Source organism: Vreelandella venusta (assembly GCF_044809155.1).
Taxonomy (GTDB): domain Bacteria; phylum Pseudomonadota; class Gammaproteobacteria; order Pseudomonadales; family Halomonadaceae; genus Vreelandella; species Vreelandella venusta_B.
On the sequence record NZ_CP085241.1, the window covers coordinates 3,175,245 to 3,195,141 of the forward strand.

General features: G+C 55.4%; 14 protein-coding genes. 8 read left to right on the forward strand and 6 right to left on the reverse strand.

Annotated elements, in window-relative coordinates:
- Position 1 precedes the first annotated feature (1 nt).
- On the forward strand, positions 2-1,012 hold the full coding sequence (locus tag LG301_RS14775; protein ID WP_404471917.1) for a CobW family GTP-binding protein: 1,011 nt from the start codon (positions 2-4) through the stop codon (positions 1,010-1,012).
- Here LG301_RS14775 and LG301_RS14780 read toward each other — a convergent pair.
- On the reverse strand, positions 980-3,973 hold the full coding sequence (locus tag LG301_RS14780; RefSeq protein WP_404475286.1) for an EAL domain-containing protein: 2,994 nt from the start codon (positions 3,971-3,973) through the stop codon (positions 980-982). The genes LG301_RS14775 and LG301_RS14780 overlap by 33 nt on opposite strands.
- Before the next feature lie 303 nt (positions 3,974-4,276).
- Between LG301_RS14780 and LG301_RS14785 the strand changes: the two genes are divergently transcribed.
- Positions 4,277-5,194, forward strand: a complete 918-nt coding sequence (locus LG301_RS14785; protein WP_404471918.1) for a LysR family transcriptional regulator — start codon at positions 4,277-4,279, stop codon at positions 5,192-5,194.
- Positions 5,195-5,285: 91 nt separating this feature from the next.
- Here the strand turns inward: LG301_RS14785 and LG301_RS14790 are convergent, their stop codons facing one another.
- Positions 5,286-6,794, reverse strand: coding sequence for an NCS1 family nucleobase:cation symporter-1 (locus tag LG301_RS14790; protein ID WP_404471919.1), 1,509 nt, complete (start codon positions 6,792-6,794; stop codon positions 5,286-5,288).
- A gap of 624 nt (positions 6,795-7,418) precedes the next feature.
- On the opposite strand from LG301_RS14790, the gene LG301_RS14795 reads away from it, so the two are divergent.
- The 4 genes from LG301_RS14795 to preA are packed head-to-tail and all read left to right on the forward strand — an operon-like array spanning position 7,419 to position 12,508.
- On the forward strand, positions 7,419-8,285 hold the full coding sequence (locus LG301_RS14795) for a nitrilase-related carbon-nitrogen hydrolase (protein ID WP_404471920.1): 867 nt from the start codon (positions 7,419-7,421) through the stop codon (positions 8,283-8,285).
- A gap of 33 nt (positions 8,286-8,318) precedes the next feature.
- Entirely contained in the window at positions 8,319-9,758 is a 1,440-nt protein-coding gene (hydA, locus tag LG301_RS14800) for a dihydropyrimidinase (protein WP_404471921.1), read from the forward strand.
- A gap of 39 nt (positions 9,759-9,797) precedes the next feature.
- Positions 9,798-11,177, forward strand: coding sequence for an NAD(P)-dependent oxidoreductase (locus tag LG301_RS14805; protein ID WP_404471922.1), 1,380 nt, complete (start codon positions 9,798-9,800; stop codon positions 11,175-11,177).
- A complete protein-coding gene (gene preA, locus LG301_RS14810; RefSeq protein ID WP_404471923.1) occupies positions 11,174-12,508 on the forward strand; it encodes an NAD-dependent dihydropyrimidine dehydrogenase subunit PreA in 1,335 nt (444 codons plus the stop codon). Before LG301_RS14805 ends, preA begins: the two co-directional genes overlap by 4 nt.
- 104 nt (positions 12,509-12,612) lie before the next feature.
- On the opposite strand, the gene LG301_RS14815 is transcribed toward preA, so the two are convergent.
- Both LG301_RS14815 and LG301_RS14820 read right to left on the reverse strand, forming a co-directional pair.
- Positions 12,613-15,657 (reverse strand): efflux RND transporter permease subunit, encoded by a 3,045-nt coding sequence (locus LG301_RS14815; RefSeq protein WP_404471924.1) that lies wholly within the window; start codon positions 15,655-15,657, stop codon positions 12,613-12,615.
- Between the two features lies 1 nt (position 15,658).
- Positions 15,659-16,753, reverse strand: a complete 1,095-nt coding sequence (locus LG301_RS14820) for an efflux RND transporter periplasmic adaptor subunit (protein ID WP_404471925.1) — start codon at positions 16,751-16,753, stop codon at positions 15,659-15,661.
- Between the two features lie 146 nt (positions 16,754-16,899).
- Here LG301_RS14820 and LG301_RS14825 point away from each other — a divergent pair, with 146 nt between their 5' ends.
- On the forward strand, positions 16,900-17,523 hold the full coding sequence (locus tag LG301_RS14825; protein ID WP_404471926.1) for a TetR family transcriptional regulator: 624 nt from the start codon (positions 16,900-16,902) through the stop codon (positions 17,521-17,523).
- Between the two features lie 42 nt (positions 17,524-17,565).
- Here the strand turns inward: LG301_RS14825 and LG301_RS14830 are convergent, their stop codons facing one another.
- A complete protein-coding gene (locus LG301_RS14830; RefSeq protein WP_305947711.1) occupies positions 17,566-18,015 on the reverse strand; it encodes a GNAT family N-acetyltransferase in 450 nt (149 codons plus the stop codon).
- Positions 18,016-18,185: 170 nt separating this feature from the next.
- Here LG301_RS14830 and pcsA point away from each other — a divergent pair, with 170 nt between their 5' ends.
- On the forward strand, positions 18,186-18,908 hold the full coding sequence (gene pcsA, locus LG301_RS14835; protein WP_404471927.1) for a phosphatidylcholine synthase: 723 nt from the start codon (positions 18,186-18,188) through the stop codon (positions 18,906-18,908).
- A 282-nt stretch (positions 18,909-19,190) separates the two neighbouring features.
- Here the strand turns inward: pcsA and LG301_RS14840 are convergent, their stop codons facing one another.
- A complete protein-coding gene (locus LG301_RS14840) occupies positions 19,191-19,742 on the reverse strand; it encodes a fasciclin domain-containing protein (RefSeq protein ID WP_404471928.1) in 552 nt (183 codons plus the stop codon).
- Between the last annotated feature and the right edge of the window lie 155 nt (positions 19,743-19,897).

The following is a 19,897-nucleotide window of genomic DNA, read 5'->3' on the forward strand; positions in this document are numbered from 1 at the left end:
GTTGGCAACCGCTTCACGCGTTCCCGTTCACATCGTCACCGGCTTTTTAGGCAGCGGCAAAACCACGCTTATCCACAGCCTGCTTGAGCAAAAGCCTGTGGATGAGAAATGGGCGATTTTGGTCAACGAGTTTGGGCAAATAGGCATCGATCAAGCCATGTTCGACCAGCGCGATGATGTCGTCGTCAAAGGCTTGCCCGGCGGCTGCCTGTGCTGCCAACTGGCGTTTGTACTGCAAGCGGCGCTCGTTAACTTGCTCGCGCGCAGCAAGCCCGACCGAGTGATTATCGAGCCTTCAGGGCTTGGCCACCCCGCCGGACTGCTGGATCTGCTGCGCGGCGAGGCGTTTCAAGACGTGGTAGCGGTGCAGGATATTATCGCCACGCTTGATCCAAGACGCTTAGACGAAGCCCGCGTGCGCGAGCACGACACGTTTCGAGACCAGCTTAATATGGCCGATGCTATCGCCATCACCATGGGCGACCAGGCAAGTCAGGCCCAGCATCAACAGGCCCAGCAGTTTATCGGCGAGCTATGGCCACCCCGAAAGTGGGTACATACGGTTGATCAGGGCGTACTGCCCGTGTCACGGCTGTTAGACAGCGGCCAAGCTCGGCAAGAAGACCAGCCCACGATGCCTGACGAGCATCAGGCACTGGCAGCAAGCCCCAGCCTAGAGGGCGCTTTTTTTGATTTTCCGCCGCCCCTTGGCCAGCCCCAACAGCAAACCGCCAACGCCCTTGGCTACACCAGCACGGGGGTGCGCTGGCACCCGAACGAGCGCTTTGACCTTGACCGCTTAGCGGCTTGGCTGGGTGAACTGCCAACGGCGGCTCGGGTAAAAGGGGTGTTTCATACTGACAACGGCTGGAAACGCCTCAACCGTGCCGACGGAACGCTCAGCGTTGAGAGTAGCGCCTGGCGGCAGGACTCACGCCTAGAAGTGATTGTCCCCGATGAACTGGCCGCCAGCGTTACGCTACCGCCCCTGCTGATTCATCCATTGGCCTAGTGCTACCAGCGCCATTGGCTTAGCAAATAGATACCCCTGATAACAGTAGCAGCCGTGTTCGGCCAGCCAGCGCTGCTGCTCAGGGGTCTCCACACCTTCGGCTATCACCTCTAGCCCCAGGCTTTTCGCCAGCGCAATGGTACTCTCCACAATCGCGGCATTCGCAGGGCTTTGGAGAATTTCGCGCACAAAGCTCTGGTCAATTTTCAGCTGATCTAGCGGCAGTTGTGCGAGGTACGCCAACGATGAGTAGCCGGTGCCAAAATCATCCAGGGAAAAGCGCACGCCGAGCGCTCTTAACGCTTCCATTTTAGCGCGAGCATCATCGCGCGCTTCCACAAACAGGCTTTCAGTCACTTCAAGTTTGAGCTTTGACAGCGGCGCGCCGGTGCGCAGCAGAATCGCTTGAGTGCGGGCTAGAAAGTCAGGCTCACGGAACTGTAGCGGACTCACATTCACCGCCATTTCCAGGTGCGCGTATTGCGGCTGTTTCGCCCATTCAGCCAGCTGGCGGCACGCCTCTTCCAGCACCCAATCGCCTACGTCGTTAATTAAGCGCGTGCTTTCCAGCAGTGAAATAAACAGCCCTGGCGACACCATGCCACGCTCAGGGTGCTGCCAACGCAGCAGCGCCTCGACGCCCGTTGCCACGCCCAGGCGGTCAACTTGGGGTTGATAGTGCAGCAGCCACTGCTGGTCAGGCAGCGCATGCCGAAGGTCCGCTTCAATCCGGGCACGCTGCACAAGCTCTGACTGCATGGCGGGGTCAAAGAAACTCAGCGTATCCCGCCCGGCCTCTTTCGCTTGGAACAGCGCCATATCCGCCTGCTGAAGATAATCATCCACGCTTGGCACGCTGCCGTCCAACACGGTAATACCAATACTTCCGGTCACTATCACGGTTTCATCACGCAGCAGCACGGGGCGGCGAATCGCGACCAGCAACTTTTGGGCAATCGCTTCCGCCAGCAGCGCCGTCTGCTCAGCATCTTCATTCAGCGTATCAATCACCACTGCAAATTCATCGCCTCCCAAGCGGGCCAGGGTGTCGGTCTCTCGCAGCACCGCCTGGAGCTGACTCGCCATCTGTTGTAGCAGCTGGTCGCCGACATAGTGACCCAAGGTGTCGTTAACCTGCTTGAAGTTATCTAAATCAATAAACAGCAGTGCGCCATGATGAGAGTTTTGCGAGCGGGTTCTCATGGCGGCTTCCAAACGATCCATGAACAGACGACGATTCGCCAGCCCGGTCAGCGGGTCATAAAACGCCAGCTGATGAATCTCCTTTTCCGCTGCTTTACGCTCGGTGATATCACTTAACGTAGCAACATAATGGGTGAGCACACCGTCGCTATCTTTGACGGCGCTAATGGTTAACCACTCAGGGAATACTTCGCCATTTTTGCGACGGTTCCACACTTCTCCTTCCCAGCTGCCTGATTTGGCGACATTGCTCCACAGCGTGCGGTAAAAATCAGCATCGTGACGGCCTGAGCTAAACATGCGCGGGTTTTGCCCCAGCACATCGCTCTCTTCATAACCGGTAATACGTGTAAAGGTTCGGTTAACTTTTAAAATACGCCCCCGCGTATCCGTAATCAGCATCCCTAGGTGCGTTTGAAAGGCCGTCGCGGCGATGCGTAACTGCGCATCGTCCAGCTTCGCCTGGGTGATATCTCGCACCAGCGCCAGCACGCCATCAAAACCACCGCTGGCGTCACTCAACGGGCTGACGGTGGCAGAGAAGTACCTCACTTCTTTCTCGAACGTCAGCGAATACTCAAGCTCTTCGGCATGCCGATGGCGCCGTACACGATAAAAGACGCTGGAAAAAGCCTGCGCCACTTCATCAGGCAGTACGTCGCGGTAGTGTTTGCCTATGATGTCGTGGGCATCCTTAAGCAAACGCTGCTGATGAATCGCGTGAACGTAGCTCAAGCACCCCTGCCCATCAAACACAAAGATCATATCTTGGATGGAGTACACCAGTGCCTGTAGCCGCGCTTCTCGCTGCTGCGCTTCTGCGCGCGCCAGCTCGCGCTCCTGCATGCGTTGGTACAGCTGAACTTCAAGCGTTAAACGGTTGAGGTAGTGGCGCAACCCCCAGCCACCCAGTAGACCGATCAAGACCCAAATGGCGCAGAGAATCCAGAAGCGTTGCCACCAGCCAGCCAGCACCTGCTGCATGCCTTCACCCACCACCACGGCAAACGGCAGTTCTTCAACACGGTGTAGCCAAAATAGGCGTTCATCACCTTCCAGCGGCGAGACGATGCGCATGCTTTCGCTAGGCATATCGCTGTTTAAAAACTGGGTAATACGCGCGTGATCAATGGATGTTCCCAGCGCAGTCTGATCATCTAATCCAGGACGGCGCGCCACTAATTGCCCCTGGGTATCAATAATGGCGATGCTCTCACCTACTCCCATGCTTAAGCGCTGCAAAGCGCTATCCAGAACACGGGGGGCAATTTGCACCACCGCTAGCCCGCTGAAGTGTCCCTCTAAACCTCGCAGTCGCCGCACGTGAAAAATGTGATAGTCACGTGAAAAGGCTGACCAATAGAGAGGGGTCACCAGCTGTTCAAGCCGCGGCGATTGTTGAAATGCCTGGAAAAACGCCATGCCACGGGTATCAAAACCGGGAGGATGACTCAGGCTAGAGCTGACCAGTAGCTGCCCATGCTCATCGATGATGCTTATCTCTTCGACCATCGGCAGACTATCGCGGCGCTTTTGAAGCAGCGACTCAAAATGGCTGTGTTCGGTAGAAAAAGGGATCATGGGTGGCTCTAGCAATTGAGAGACATCCATTAACACCTGATCGCTTAGCGCAAACGTGGTGCTTACCCACTCCCCTACCAGCTCCGCACGGGTCGCGCTGCGATCTCGGGAGGCGTTGACCTCTTGACGGTATTGATCACTTAATACCCACATAAAAAGCACCAGCAACCCCACCATAGCAGCGTTATAAAGCACGATGCTGCCCCAACGCTGACGACGATATACAGGAGAAGTCTTGGAAAGCAAAGAGGGTGAAGTTGGCAAACGACTCTGCGGCATAGTGCCCTTAAATCCTTATCGTTATGCTTTAACGTAAACAAACGCCATGTTTCGTGCCAAGACGGTCGCGTATGCTGTGGCATTAAAGTGTCAGTGTTATCGACAATTAGATTGGATATAAAATTGATTTACAACGTAATCGCGTTATTAGCGCGCTATTTTTGTTTGGGAGCCCCCGACATTTAAGGATGGAACCATCGCATGCCCACCCTAGGTCAAATGAGTGACTACGAAATACGTTTGGTACGCATCTTTAAAACGGTTGTCGAGTGCGGGGGCTTCACCGCCGCAGAAACCGCGTTAGGCATTAGCCGCTCGGCGATTAGCCAGCACATGAACGACCTAGAAGGGCGCTTAGGCTTTTCACTCTGCCAACGCGGGCGCGGTGGATTCAGCTTAACCGAAGAGGGCAAAGAGATTTATCACGCAGGTCTGACGCTGCTCACGGCGCTAGAGACCTTTAAAAGCGACGTCAATGCGCTGCATCATAGCATCAAAGGCGAGCTAAATATCGGCATTACCGATAACTTAGTGACTCTGCCCGACATGCACGTTACCCACGCACTGGCCGAGCTGACGGCCCCCCATCACAGCGTCTCGGTGAATATTCACATGGAGCCTTCTGATGCAGTGATCCGTGGGGTGATGGACGGTCACTTACAGGTGGGTGTCGTCCCTGCGGTAAACCTACCGACCAGCTTGGAAACGCGCCTACTTTACGATGAGCCCTCCTATCTTTACTGCGCGGTTGGTCACCCCCTTTTTGACCAGGCCGACACGTCAATCAGCGATGGGCAGCTTGCAACACTCCCCGCGATCACCCCCCGCTACCCACTTCCCAGCGCAGCGCGAAAAGCCCATGAGATGCTCACCCCACAGGCATCAGCCTCTGACCGTGAAGGGGCTGCCTTTTTGATTCTCACCGGGCGTTTTATTGGTTTTCTGCCAGAGCACGTTGCGGCCCAGTGGGTGGCCGCAGGAAAGATGCGTGCGCTCCGCGCGACCACGCAGTATTACCGCACCCCTTTTGTGTTGGTCACCCGTCGTGATCGCCGCCCCAACCGGGTGGTCGATGCCTTTTTAAGTTTTCTCAAACACTCTGGCGAACACCCCCTCTGAGTAAAAGCGATAACGCCCGACCAGCGGCCGAGCGTTATCTTTACAGCTGAGCGCTTACCCGCATCGCAACTACCGAGCCATTACCTAACCACTACTTAACCGCTTCACTCCCGAGCGGCTCTGGCCCCACCTGGGGTGAGCTAGCCAATGCCTGGCTCGCTAAGTAGTACACAATGGCCCCTAACGCCGAGCCAGTGAACCAACCGTAGTCATAAAACCAGTTCATGGTGCCGGTTAACAGCGACAGCAGCGTTAGCACAACGGGCACACCGAATGCGATAAACCCTGCCATATTCACCGCAGGGTACGCATGGTTATCCATATAAAGGCTGGGTACGTCCAAGCGCTGTTTTTTAATCAAAAAGTAGTCCACTGCCATAATGCCTGCGATCGGCCCAAGCAGGCTGGAGTAGCCAAGTAACCAGTTGGAGTACATCTGCTCTAAGGATACCCCTTGCGCAATGATTCCCGCTTTTTGCAGCAAGTCATAGCCCATTAACAGTACACCCACCGCCCCGGTCATCAGCACGCCACGCGTCTGATTGATCAACTTAGGCGCGATGTTCTGGAAATCGTTGGTGGGCGACACAATATTAGAAGCTGTATTCGTGGAAATGGTCGCGATGATGATAAACAGCATGGCCAACACCACCCAGAAGGGGCTGTCGATATAGCCGATCAAGCGCACCGGGTCAGCCACGGTTTGACCCACCAGCGTCTCGGAAGCTGCGGTGAGAACCACACCTAAAGAAGCAAAGAAGAACATCGTCAGGGGCAAGCCCATCACTTGGCCAACAATTTGATCTTTCTGGCTTTTCGCAAACCGGCTGAAGTCGGGAATATTGAGCGACAACGTAGCCCAGAAGCCCACCATCGCCGTTAAGCCCGCAAAGAAGTAACCATAAACCGAGGCGCCTTCAGGGCGCGATGGCGGCTGCGCCAAAAGCTCTGTCATCGACATGTGCGGCCAAGCCCACACCATAAGCCCAATACCAACGGCCAGCAGCAACGGCGCGGCGAGGGTTTCCAGCCATTTGATCGACTCAGCGCCACGAATCACCACGTAAAGATTCATCGCCCCAAAGACAAAAAAGCCGATGACTTCTCCAACGCCCCCCAGGGCCGCCCAGGCAGGAATCAACGCGGAAAGCAGCAGGTGAATCGCTAAGCCGCCAAACATGGTTTGGATACCAAACCAGCCGCAGCCAACCAATGCCCGCACAAGACACGGCACGTTAGAGCCTAAAATACCAAACGATGAGCGCAGGACGACAGGAAAGGGAATACCAAATTTGGTGCCAGGAAAGGCGTTTAAGGTGAGCGGAATCAGCACGATGATATTGGCCAGAAGGATTGCAAACAGTGCCTCCCCTACGCTTAAGCCAAAATAGGCGGTGAGAACACCTCCCAGCGTATAAGTCGGTACACAGATCGACATCCCTACCCATAGCGCGCCAATGTTCCATTTACTCCAGGTACGCTCACTCGCCTTTGTGGGGGCAATATCCTCATTAAAACGTGGGCTATCACGAACATCGTTTGCGACATCAAGTTCAATTAGCCCCTCTCTATCCACCATTTGGGAGGTTCGCTCGGTCATAGTGTTCTCCTCAGCAGTGCTGTTGCCCGTTGTATTCACGGTATCGCTTTATGTGCAGCAATAAGCGTGCCTAAACCAGCCACTAAGCTATTAACTTATTGATCAAGAAGCTGACTTATCTGACAGACATACAGACACTGTTAGCGTGATTGTTATTATTCGCCTTATGGTTTTACAAACCACTAATTAGCGTAGTTCTTTCATAAAAAATCGCACCAAAACGATGCTGCAAAATCTCAAAAAATTTGTAAAAAAATTATCAAAGCATTGTTTTATATAAATAAATTAAAAACACCATTACAGTGCAGGCAGTCACCAATTTAGTTAAAAACACCATAAAACTCATAAAATATTTAACAAATCAAAGAGTTAAAGTAATTTCAAAAAAATCTTGAAATAGCACACCATAACGGTCTATGTTCAAAAAGCTGTCAAATAAGACAACTTTTAATAAACAACAATAATCGCTTCCACCTTATGCTTTACAAAAAGCAAAGGAGAGCACCACTGCACGCCACGCAGCCATCGTTTGAGAGGAGTTAATCCACAACTCCTCACATGACCGGAAACGAACCGACATGCGCCCGCATGCGGTTGGCGCGTATGAGAAGAGAGGGCTGTAACATGCAGAAAATGAAGATTGGCTTAATTCAGATGGGCCTTAAAACCACCACTGACTTAGAACCTGCCGCCATTCGTGACGCGATGAATGAAGCGCATTTGCCATTGGTTGAACAGGCCGCCGAACAGGGCGTGCAGGTACTCTGTTTTCAAGAAGTGTTTAACCAACCCTATTTCTGCCCTAGCCAAGATGCAAAGTGGTACGCCGCCGCCGAACGGGTGCCGGAAGGCCCCACCTGCCAAATGATGCAGAAGCTGGCCACCAAACACCGCATGGTGATCATCGTTCCCATTTATGAAGAGACCGAGACCGGCGTTTACTACAACACCGCCGCGGTATTTGATGCCGACGGCAGCTACCTGGGTAAATACCATAAAACCCATATCCCTCAAGTGGCGGGCTTTTGGGAAAAATTCTTCTTTAAGCCGGGCAAGTCCAACTGGCCGGTGTTTGATACGGCTTACGGCAAAATCGGCGTGTATATCTGCTACGACCGCCACTTCCCCGAAGGATGGCGAGCGCTGGCGCTCAACGGCGCCGAAGTGATTTTCAACCCGTCTGCCACCGTGGCCGGGCTTTCCCAATACCTGTGGGAGCTTGAACAACCCGCCTCCGCCGCCGCCAACGGCTGCTTTATCGCCGCGATCAACCGCGTGGGTACTGAAGCGCCGTGGAACATCGGCGACTTCTACGGCTCCAGCTACATCGTTAACCCGCGCGGCAAAATCGAGGCCCAGGCCAGCGAAACCGAAGACGAGCTGCTGGTGCACGAGATCGACTTGGACATGGTGCGTGAGGTGCGCAACAACTGGCAGTTCTTCCGCGACCGCCGCCCCGAGACCTACACCCGCCTCACCGACGGCGAATAAGCCCTCTTAGTCAACGTTACGCAGGAGCAAACCATGAGCCTATTGATCAAAGGCGGCACCGTCGTCACCCACGCTGATGCCTACCGCGCCGATGTGCTGTGTGTTGACGGCAAAATCCACGCCATTGGCACCGACCTAGACATCCCTGAAGGCTGCGAGATCGTCGATGCCAGCGACCAGCTGGTCATGCCCGGCGGCATTGACCCCCACACCCATATGCAGATGCCGTTTATGGGCGCCGTCGCCAGCGAAGACTTCTACACCGGCACCGCCGCGGCCATGGCGGGCGGCACGACCACGATTATCGATTTCGTGATTCCCAGCCCTGGCCAATCGCTGCTGGAAGCGTTTGAAACCTGGCAGGGCTGGGCGGAAAAAGCCGCTACCGACTTCGCTTTCCACGTCGCCATCACCTGGTGGGACGAGAGCGTCAAAGAAGAGATGGGCACGCTGGTGCGCGAGCACGGGGTCAACAGCTTCAAGCACTTTATGGCCTACAAGGGCGCGATAATGGCCACCGATGACATCCTGGTGGAGAGCTTTTCGCGCTGCCTAGAACTGGGCGCAGTGCCTACGGTACACGCGGAAAACGGCGAGCTGGTCTACCACATGCAGCAGAAGCTGCTGGCCCAGGGCATCACCGGGCCGGAAGCCCACCCGCTTTCTCGCCCGCCCCAGGTAGAAGGCGAAGCCGCCAGCCGGGCGATTCGTATTGCGTCCACACTGGGCGCACCGGTTTATCTGGTACACGTTTCTACCAAAGACGCGGTGGATGAAATCGCCTACGCCCGTCAGCAGGGGCACCCGGTATTTGGCGAGTGTTTAGCGGGCCATCTGGTGATCGACGATAGCGTTTATCAACACCCGGACTGGGCCACCGCCGCTGCCCACGTGATGAGTCCGCCTTTCCGCCCTAAAGGGCATCAAGAAGCGCTCTGGCACGGCCTGCAATCCGGCAACCTGCAAACCACCGCCACCGACCACTGCTGCTTCTGCGAAGAGCAGAAAGCCGCTGGGAAAGATGACTTCACCAAGATCCCCAACGGCACCGCAGGCGTAGAGGATCGCTTAGCCGTGCTGTGGGACGAAGGCGTCAACACCGGCAAGCTCTCGCCCCAGGAGTTTGTCGCCGTGACCTCTACCAATACCGCCAAAATCTTCAATCTCTACCCGCGCAAAGGCGCGATTCAGGTCGGTTCCGATGCGGATATTGTGGTCTGGGACCCGAACGGTACGCGGACGATTTCTGCCAAAACCCACCACCAAAACGTGGACTTCAATATCTTTGAGGGCAAAACGGTGCGCGGCATCGCCCGCCACACCATCAGCCAAGGCAAGTGGACATGGCGGGACGGCGAGCTACACGCCGAGCGGGGTGCAGGCCGCTACTTAGAGCGCCCCGCCTACCCCGGCGTCTTCGAGCTGCTCGCAAAACGCGCCGAGCTAAACGCCCCCGTTGCGGTAACGCGCTAACCCGCCCTCACTGCAAAACAGAGCAATGGAGAAACGACCGTGACCCATTCACTTGATCACCTGCCTAGCGCAAAAGAGGTCGGCACCTACGACCCAGATACGTTGGCGCATAATTTCAGCGACCTTCATCCACCGCTAACGCCGCGCCAGGCCATCATTGAAAGCCAGCGCTGCCTCTACTGCTATGACGCGCCCTGCATCGAGGCATGCCCGTCGGAAATTGATATTCCAAGCTTTATTCGCCAAATCAGCGAAAGCAACATTAATGGTGCGGCGCAAACCATTCTGGAGGCCAACATTCTGGGCGGCAGCTGCGCCCGGGTATGCCCCACGGAAATCCTCTGCGAACGCAGCTGCGTGCGTAACCATGATGCCGAGTGCCAGCCCGTGCTCATCGGCCTGTTGCAGCGCCACGCCACCGACAACATGCAGTTTGAGAGCCACCCATTCAAACGCGCCGCCACCACTGGCCGCCACATTGCCGTGGTGGGTGCTGGGCCTGCTGGGCTTTCCTGCGCACACCGCCTCGCCATGCTGGGTCACCAAGTGACGATTTTTGAGGCAGAGCAAAAGCCTGGCGGTCTCAACGAATACGGCATTGCCCGCTACAAAATGACCGACGACTTCGCCCGCAAGGAAGTCGAGTTTTTGCTCGAAATCGGTGGCATCGACATTCAGTACGGTCAGTGTCTGGGCGATAACCTGACCCTCGACACCCTGCACCAGCAGTATGACAGCGTCTTCTTAGGCCTGGGGCTTGGTGCCAGCCGAGCGTTAGGGCTCACCGGGGAAGATGCTCCTGGCTTGATACCTGCGGTGGATTACATCAAAACCCTGCGCCAAGCCGATGATTTGGGCAGTTTAGCCGTAGCCAAGCGCTGCATCGTGATTGGCGCGGGCAATACCGCCATCGATATGGCCACCCAAATGGCCCGCCTAGGCGCCAGCGAAGTAACCCTCGTTTATCGCCGTGGCGTAGACGCGATGTCCGCCACCGATCACGAACAGGAGATCGCTAAGGCCAACGGCGTGCGCATGGTCACCTGGGCGCAGCCCGATGACATTCTGCTCGATGGTCATGGCCGAGTAGCAGGCATGCGTTTTGCCAACACCGCAGAGCAGCAGGGCCGCCTCTCCACCACGGGCGAGACCTTCGAGATCGCGGCGGATGCCATTTTCACCGCCATCGGCCAGGGCTTCGAGGGTGACAGCCTACGCGATGCCACTGCCGCCGAGCTTGCCCGCGACGGCGAGCGCATTCATGTTAACGAGATGTTCCAAACCTCAATGCCCAACGTATATGCCGGGGGCGACTGCGTAAAACCCGGCCAAGACCTCACCGTACAGGCCGTGCAGCACGGCAAACTGGCTGCCCACGCCATTCATCAAGCGCTAACCGCCAAGCAGGAGGCCGCATGAGCACCTTACCGTTTACCCCACCCGGCAAGAAAAATAGCGGCGACAGCGTGGTTAATGGCGTTGATCTATCGGTTAACTTTGCGGGCATTAAAGCCCCCAACCCATTCTGGCTGGCCTCGGCCCCGCCGACGGATAAAGCCTATAACGTGGTGCGCGCCTATGAAGCGGGCTGGGGCGGCGTGGTATGGAAAACCCTTGGCGAAGAACCGCCTGCGGTAAATGTCTCATCACGCTACTCCGCCCACTACGGTAAGAACCGCGAAGTAATCGGTTTTAACAACATTGAGCTGATTACCGACCGCTCGTTGGAGATCAATCTTCAAGAGATCGCCCAGGTGAAGAAGGACTGGCCGGATCGCGCGCTGATCGTCTCGATCATGGTGCCCTGCAACGAGGAAGCCTGGGCGTATATCTTACCGCTGGTGGAAGCCACCGGCGCGGACGGCATCGAGCTGAACCTGGGCTGCCCCCACGGCATGCCGGAGCGTGGCATGGGCGCGGCGGTGGGCCAAAACCCCGACCTGATCGAAAAAGTCACCTACTGGTGTAAAAAGCACTACTCCAAGCCGGTGATTGTAAAACTCACGCCCAACATCACTGATATTCGCGTGGGCGCCCAGGCGGCGCTACGCGGCGGCGCGGATGCAGTCTCGCTGATCAACACCATCAACTCGATCACCAGCATCGACTTGGACAACATGGTCGCCATGCCCACCGTGGGTCACCAGAGCACCCACGGCGGCTACTGCGGCAGCGCGGTTAAGCCCATTGCGATGAATATGGTGGCGGAAATCGCCCGCGACCCAGCGACTCAAACGCTGCCAATTTCCGGCATTGGCGGTATTTCTACGTGGCGGGATGCGGCGGAGTTTATCGCTCTCGGCTCCGGCAGCGTGCAGGTGTGCACTGCCGCTATGCTCAACGGCTTCCGTATCGTGGAGGAGATGAAAGACGGCCTCTCCCGCTGGATGGCGGAAAAGGGCTATGACTCCATCGAGGCGTTTTCCCGCAAGGCCGTGCCGCAAACTACCGATTGGAAACACCTGGATATTAACTTCAAGACCATTGCCCACATCGATCAGGATTTGTGTATTGAGTGTGGCCGCTGCTATATCGCCTGCGAAGATACCTCCCACCAGTCGATTGCCAAGCTTACCGAGCAGGACGGCGCCCGCCGCTATGAGGTCATTGAAGAGGAGTGCGTTGGCTGTAACCTCTGCCAGATCACCTGCCCGGTAGAGAACTGCATCACCATGGTGCCGCAAGAGACCGGCAAACCGTTCCTCGCTTGGGACAACGACCCACGCAACCCATTCCGCGTTGCCTCGTAAACCGTTCTCCCCCATCCAATGCTCGATATGGCACCGCCCTCTTTAGTGAGGGCGGCTGTCATTATGCCTTCAAATAGTGTCACTCATGATCGGCAAAGACTGCCCTAATCCTCATGAATCTTGATCTGATAAAGCACGCAGTAAATCACCGGCAGCACGATAAGGGTGAGCAGCGTGGCCACCCCAAGCCCACCAATCAGCGCGACCGCCATGCTGGCAAAGAAGGCATCACTGATCAGTGGAATCAGCCCTAGCATGGTCGTCAGGGCGGCCATGGATACGGGCCGAACACGGCTAATGGCAGCGCGCACCACGGCGTGATAGCGATCTTTGTGCAGCGGCAGCTGCACATTGATCTCTTCTACCAGCACGATGGCATTCTTAATCACCATCCCGATCAAGCTCAACGTACCCAGCAGCGCCATAAACGAGAAAGGCATTCCCGTTACGAGAAGAGCCGCAACGACCCCGACGATAGTCAGCGGTACCAAAAACCAGATCGCCAGCGGCTGACGGAAGTTGTTAAACAGCACCACCGTAATAATAAACATCATCACCAAGCCAAGCGGCAGCGACGAAAACAGGCCGCTCTGCGCCTCACCGGCGGTCTCAAATTCACCGCCCCACTCCAGCCGGTAACCGGGTGGTAATTCCAGCGCCTCTACCTGAGGCCGCACTTGGGCCAATACGCTTGCTGCCGTCACCCCGCTGAGCGGGTCAGGCTCGCCATATACCGCCAGCATACGCTCGCGGTCGCGGCGCATTATCAGCGGGTCAGCGACCTGGGTCGTTACATCGCGCATCACTTGATCCGCCGTGATGTAACGCCCCTGTTCAGCGCTCCATACGTTCAACGATCCTAGGTTGTCGATATCGTTGCGCTGCTCCGGTATCGCTCTGGCAACAATCGGAATCAGGTCGCTGCCGTCACGATAGAGACCCACTTGGCTACCACTGGTACTCAGCGCCAGCGTTGCCGCTAAATTCTCACGCGTAACGCCCAGCCGTCGCGCGGTATCTTCGGCAAAAATAGGCACCACAGCCTGAACACGGTTACGCCAGTTGGTGCGCACGCTGACCATATTGGACGTATCGCTAAACAGGGCCTCAACTTGATCACCAAGCTGGCGCAACACGGCAGGGTCGCTGCCATAAAGCCTGGCTTCAATCTTGGCTTTTGGCGCGGGCCCCACTTCCAGCGGGGCAATTTTATAGTCGATATCGCTATGATCGCGCTCCAGCACGGCTTCGACATCCGCCATGCGCGCTTGCTGCGTCGCTTTATCATGGGTCTCGACAATTAGCTGTGAGTAGCTGGCAAAGCGGTCTTCCGGCGCATAGGTCAAGGTAAAGCGCTGGGCACCACCGCCGACAACCGTGGTGAGGTGGTGAACGCCTTCCATCTCCATCACCACCTCTTCTAACTCTGCTACCCGCCGCTGGGTTTCCAGGATATCGGTGCCTTCCGGCGTGCGATAATCGACAAAGAAAATGGGCGTATTCGAGGCCGGGAAAAAGGCATTCTTGACTGACCCAAAGCCAAACACGGCGCCCGCCAGTATGGCCACCACCAGGCCAAGCGTTAGCCAACGCAGCCGGATACCGGCCACTATCACACGGCTAAACAGGCGATACACCGCACCTTTGTAAGGATCTTCATCCGTGCTGCTTGGAGCCACATTGCGAAACAGCAGTTTGAAATAGAACGGCGTGAGCGTCAGGGCCGTCAGCCAGCTCAGCAGCAGCGAATAGAGCAACACATAGAACAGCGAGCCGATAAATTCACCGGTGGTATCCGGCGATAGCCCAATCGGTGCAAAGGCAGCCACCGCAATCAGTGTAGCGGCCAACAATGGCCATGCGTTTTGCCGAACCACCTGATGTGCCGACTCTCGTATGCTTTGGCCACGTTTCAGGCCCACCAGCATGCCTTCCGTCACCACAATGGCGTTATCAACCAGCATGCCCAGCGCGATAATCAGCGCTCCCAGCGAGATTTTCTCCAGCTGCAAGCCGTGGATGCGCATCAGCATAAAAGTGCCAATAATCGTAATCAGCAGAATAAAGCCCATCAGCAGGCCGCTGCGCCAGCCCATAAACAGCATGAGCACCACAATCACAATGGCCACCGCCTGAATTAGGCTAACGAGAAAGCCGGATACCGCCTCATCCACCACGCTCGGCTGGTCATAGACCACATTGAGCTCCATACCTAAGGGGGTACGCGCGTCTAACTCCTCTAGCCGTTGATCAAGGCGGGCACCTACCTCAACAACGTTAACGCCGCTTTCAAACGAGATACCGAGCGAGATGGCAGGCCGCCCCATATCGCGGTAAAGCTGCTGGGGTTGCTCGGTTAAGCCACGGGAAATCTCCGCAATATCGCTCAGCCTGACCAGCTCGCCATTACCTTCACTGACGATTAGCGCACGCAAATCATCAATATTGGCGGAACTACCCGACGGCGTTATTCGGAAACGCTGACCGCCCTGTTTCAAGTGACCCGAGTCCGCTACGGCATTTTGCGTATCCAGCAGTTGCTGAAGAGAACTTAACGGGATGTTTAGCGCACGCAGCTGTTCTCGGTCCACTTCTATAAAAATGCGCTCTTCCCTTACCCCCGCCAGCGATACCTTTTCAACGCCATCTACCAGCGCAAGCTCACGCTTTAGAAACTCGGCATGGCCTTTTAGGTCCGGCATGGCGTAGCCGTCGCCCGTGAGGTTAATCATCAGCCCGAACACATCGCCAAAATCATCGTTAACCCGCGACCGGCTCGCCCCTGGCGGCAAGGCCGCCTGAGCATCCCCCACTTTACGGCGCAATGAATCCCACAGCTGTTGTAGCTCTTCGTTTTGCACCGTGCTTTGCAGCTCAACGGTGATTTGCGAAAACCCATCAGAACTTACCGAGCTGATGCGTTTAATGGCGGGCATTTCTTGAATGGCTTCTTCCAGCGTCGAGGTGACTTCCTGCTCCACCTCTTCTGGCGTGGCACCAGGATATTGGGTCGTGACCAGCGCATTACGAATAGTAAATTCGGGGAACTCCAGCTGCCCCATGCCGGTGAATGCGAGCGATCCACCAATAAGCAGTACCACGGTCATTAAATAGCTCGCGGCCCGGTGGCGTAAGAAGTAGTCAACCATCTTATAGCCCCTGTTTCTTTTCCCATGGCGTGACGCGCATATCCGCGCTGACACGATGGGCACCCGCTGCCACCACGCGATCATTCGCGGCCAGCTCACCGCTTACTTCTAGCCCCTTAGAGGTTAAACGCCCCACTTCGACCGGCACTGCCTCTAAACGATCAGGCGCCTGAAAACGCCACACCACGGCCTGCTCTGGATTCTCACCAAGGTAGCCAATGGCATCAGGCGGCAAATGCCAAACGAGACTTTCGGACGCTGGTAACAGTTGGCCTAAATCAAGCCGCACGGTGGCGCTCATGCCATCCAGCAGCGTGATGTCGTCGGGTTGCGGCAGCCGAAGCGTTACCTCATAAGCAAGGCTTTGCGCGCTGGCCTGGGTGGTATAAGACGCTAGCTGCGCCAAGTAAGGTTTTTCACTATTGCCAAACCGCACCTCAAAGGCCATCGCCGTTTCAAACGGTGTCACCTCGTCATTGCGCGGTATTTGCTGAACAATCTGCTGGGGTAGATGGAAGATCACATCAAGCTGCCCTGGCTGCTGAATCACCGCCACGGTCTCCTGCACCTGAACAATCTGCCGGTTATCGACCGGCACCTGGGCAATGACACCATCATAAGGGGCGCGCAGTTGGGTATTTTCCAGCTGCTCTTCAGCCTGCTCAAAGGTCGCCCGAGCAGCACGCAGCTCCGCCTCTGATTCATCAAACCGCGCCTGGCTGATTGCCCCACGCTCGAGGGTATAACGCATGCGTTCGTGAGTTGCCTGCGCCAAATCTAACCGCGAACGGGCGCTATCTAATTCACTACGCATCGCCCGATCATCAATACGCGCGATTAAGGTGCCTTCTGTTACCCGCTGGCCTGGGCTCACGTTAAGTTCTAACAGCTCGCCTGCCATGCGAAACGAGAGGTTGCTACGCGTGGTGGCTTCAACCCGCGCAGGGAATTGGCGCTGCAGCGAGGCACCTGACGCCTCTAGTGTCATCAGTTTCACCGGCCGAGGAGGCGGTTCATTCTGGCCGGCATAAGCATTACCTGCTGCCAGCAGCAAGGCCAGCAGCGCTGGAAGCAATCGAATCACAGGGTTACGCACAGCAGACTCCTCGGCGGTATTGTCATTACGCAATCATAAGGGTGTCACTGACATTCATGAATGTCAGTGAACGTGTATACTAATCGCCTACTGACGACTTTGCCATTCAGTCATGTCAAATATGGTCATTTTTCTTAGGAGCTGCTATGTCACGCCGAAAAGCCGAGGCTGAACGCACCCGCGAGGCGATTCTAGATGCCGCAGAAACCCAGTTTCTCGCTCAAGGCGTGTCGCGCACCACGCTAGCCCACATTGCGGCAGCGGCTGGCGTAACCCGCGGTGCTATTTACTGGCATTTTGAAGATAAAGCGGCAGTATTCAATGCCCTGCTAGAGCGGGTTCGTGTGCCGCTCGATGAAATTGTTGATGAGGCAGCGCGCCGTTTAGGCCACGCCCCCACACACTGCTTGCAAGCCATTGCTCACAGCGCGCTCAGCGCTATTTGCTATAACCTGCCCTTGCAACGCGCCGCGACCATCGTGCTACACCGCTGCGAAAAGCTAGAGGATGATCACCCGCGTATCAGTATGATCACTCAGCTGTCAGAGCACTCAAAAGCGCGCGTCGAGCAGCTATTCGAGCAGGCGAAGCTGAATGGCCAGCTACGCCGGGGACTTAGCCCTGCCAGTGCCCGACTTCACTTTCATGGCTTCTTAATCGGCATTTGTTTTGACTGGCTACAAGACCCGCAGCAATTTTCATTGGCAGACGAGTACGAGAGCATGGTCGAAACGTTAATGCGGGGATTGTTAGTGGAGAGCACCCCCTAAATCCTACGGATTCAGGAGAGATAGATGTCTAGCTCTCCTGTTTTACTCAATATCGAGTAAATAGCCGTAAAACGCCGTATTGCGCTGCCAGCCCAGCGATTCATATAAGCGCTGGGCGCGCTCATTTTCGACCTGCGTCATCAATACCAAACGCGCGACGCCATGTTCACGGGCAAGCTGGGTGGCGGCTTCCATCAGCGCTCGGCCCGTTCCTTTCTCACGGCACTCTGGCAGCACAAAGAGGTCGTTTAGCGTCCAGCGTGAATTTAAACCCACGGTGGAGACGCCAGGGTAGAGCTGAACGAAGCCTGTTATTGCGCCATCAACGCCTTCGCTCACCAAAATTCGGGAGTCCGCCTGCCCAAAGCGCTGGCGCAAAAAATCACGCGCTGCTGGAGTATCACTTGGCTGTTGATAAAACTGCCGATAGCCATCTAACAGCTCGGTTAAAGCATCGAGATCATGAATCGTGGCAGAGCGAACGTGGGTCATGCGTTATCTCCCTAGTGGGTGTACTAACTCACCGTGGCAACGGAGTGAAAAGGCACTTAGCGTATACGCTGCGTATTTCCTGACGGTTTTCTTATAGTAGTGTATCGTCTTTTGAACGCTTATTAATCCATCTAACAGCAAGGGGACGACGCGTTCCCACTGGGGTTACCGTGGTCCAATCGCTCTTTTCGCATACCGAATCCCGCGCTTCGATATATAAAGCTTGGAGTGTCCATATCTTTACCGCCAGCGGCGTGCTGCTTGGCACGATGGCGCTCCTGGCGCTGGTCGACAATAACCCGGTGGCCTGCCTGCTCTGGCTGGGGGCGGCGATGATGATCGACGGTATTGATGGCACCTTGGCACGCAAATATGAAGTGAAGACCATCCTGCCCCACTTCGATGGATCGACGCTGGATATGGTGATTGATTACCTCACCTGGGCGTTTATTCCTGCGCTGTTTATTTACTACTTCATTGAATTGCCGCCCTATTTAGGGCTGCTATCGGTCTTTATCATTCTACTGTCATCAATGTTTTGTTTCTGTAACGTCGATATGAAAAGCCAGGATAATTACTTCGTGGGCTTTCCTGCCGCCTGGAATATTGCCGCGGCCTATTTTTATATTCTTGATTTACCTCCCTTCGTCACGTTTGCGGCGATCCTCGTCCTGGCGGTGCTGACCGTGACCAAAATGAAGTTTCTGCATCCGTTTCGCGTGCGCCTGTTTATGCCGCTCAATATCGCCGTCACGCTGTTGTGGTGTGTGTGCACGACCGCGTTAATTCTCTCAAGTCCTGATCATGCCGCCTGGGCGCTGTGGGGCTTAGGCTTGACCTCTGTTTATTTCGCGGGGATGTGCGTTTGGCGCACCGCACAAGAATGGCGTTAAAAAATTTATTAATTAATGACTTGATCTTATTTTCGCGTACCTAGCTTTAGATAGTGATGGGCTTGAATAATCTTGGGCCATTAGTTCGCGGATTACTTCTATCGTACGTTGAAAGGCACGGTGATTACTTAGGGGCATATTCAGTCCCTATGCAATCGCGTCTCATGCTGCCCGTCAGCATCTGCAGCGGATTTTGTAGACAAAAGCTGCCACTTTGTTTCCAAAGCGGCAGCTTTAACAACAACTTAGCCAACTAGCGGGCTAAGGCTTATACAGCAGAGTTTATGGCAGCAGTACGCTATCTATCACGTGAATAACGCCATTCGACTGCGCCACATCCACCACCGTAATGTTGGCACTGTTGCCTTGGGCATCCATAACCATCAGATTGTTGCCGTTACGCATCACCGTTAGATGCCCACCTTGTACGGTTTTAAAGGCTACCGTACCGTCATTTTCCATGACCTGCTCCAACAATACGTCGCGTGTCAGATTGCCGGGCACCACGTGGTAGGTTAGAACAGTTTGCAACTGCTCCTGATTCTCTGGCATCAATAACGTATCTACAGTGCCATCAGGCAATTTAGCAAAAGCCGCATCAACCGGGGCAAAGACAGTAAACGGCCCCTCGCCCTGCAAAACATTTACAAGATCTGCTGCCTGTACCGCCGCTACCAATGTGGCATGGTCACCAGAATTGACAGCATTTTCAATGATATTACGCTCTGGCAACATATTCGCGCCGCCGACCATGGTCGGGCCGTGAGCGGCAACCGCAGTACCTGTCCAAAGAGCAGCGGCACAAAGGCTGGCAGTCAAAAGTTTGAGTTTCATTGGGGCATCTCCTGGTTATCGTTAAAATGGCTCAACAATGTAAGCTCATTCATACATACGCACTGTCGCGCCCAGTGGATGCATTATTGTGTGATTTTTTTTGGGTTCTCATTCTCTCTATTGCCTTCAACGCTACGCTCACCAAGACTGACGTA

Bases quoted from the DNA above. Each gene is read 5' to 3' on its own strand.
- LG301_RS14795 (WP_404471920.1), top strand. From the start codon at position 7,419: ATGCAGAAAATGAAGATTGGCTTAATTCAGATGGGCCTTAAAACCACC.
- LG301_RS14780 (WP_404475286.1), bottom strand. From the start codon at position 3,973: ATGGTGGGGTTGCTGGTGCTTTTTATGTGGGTATTAAGTGATCAATAC.
- preA (WP_404471923.1), top strand. From the start codon at position 11,174: ATGAGCACCTTACCGTTTACCCCACCCGGCAAGAAAAATAGCGGCGAC.
- hydA (WP_404471921.1), top strand. From the start codon at position 8,319: ATGAGCCTATTGATCAAAGGCGGCACCGTCGTCACCCACGCTGATGCC.
- LG301_RS14815 (WP_404471924.1), bottom strand. From the start codon at position 15,657: ATGGTTGACTACTTCTTACGCCACCGGGCCGCGAGCTATTTAATGACC.
- LG301_RS14790 (WP_404471919.1), bottom strand. From the start codon at position 6,794: ATGACCGAGCGAACCTCCCAAATGGTGGATAGAGAGGGGCTAATTGAA.
- LG301_RS14830 (WP_305947711.1), bottom strand. From the start codon at position 18,015: ATGACCCACGTTCGCTCTGCCACGATTCATGATCTCGATGCTTTAACC.
- LG301_RS14840 (WP_404471928.1), bottom strand. From the start codon at position 19,742: ATGAAACTCAAACTTTTGACTGCCAGCCTTTGTGCCGCTGCTCTTTGG.
- LG301_RS14825 (WP_404471926.1), top strand. From the start codon at position 16,900: ATGTCACGCCGAAAAGCCGAGGCTGAACGCACCCGCGAGGCGATTCTA.
- LG301_RS14785 (WP_404471918.1), top strand. From the start codon at position 4,277: ATGCCCACCCTAGGTCAAATGAGTGACTACGAAATACGTTTGGTACGC.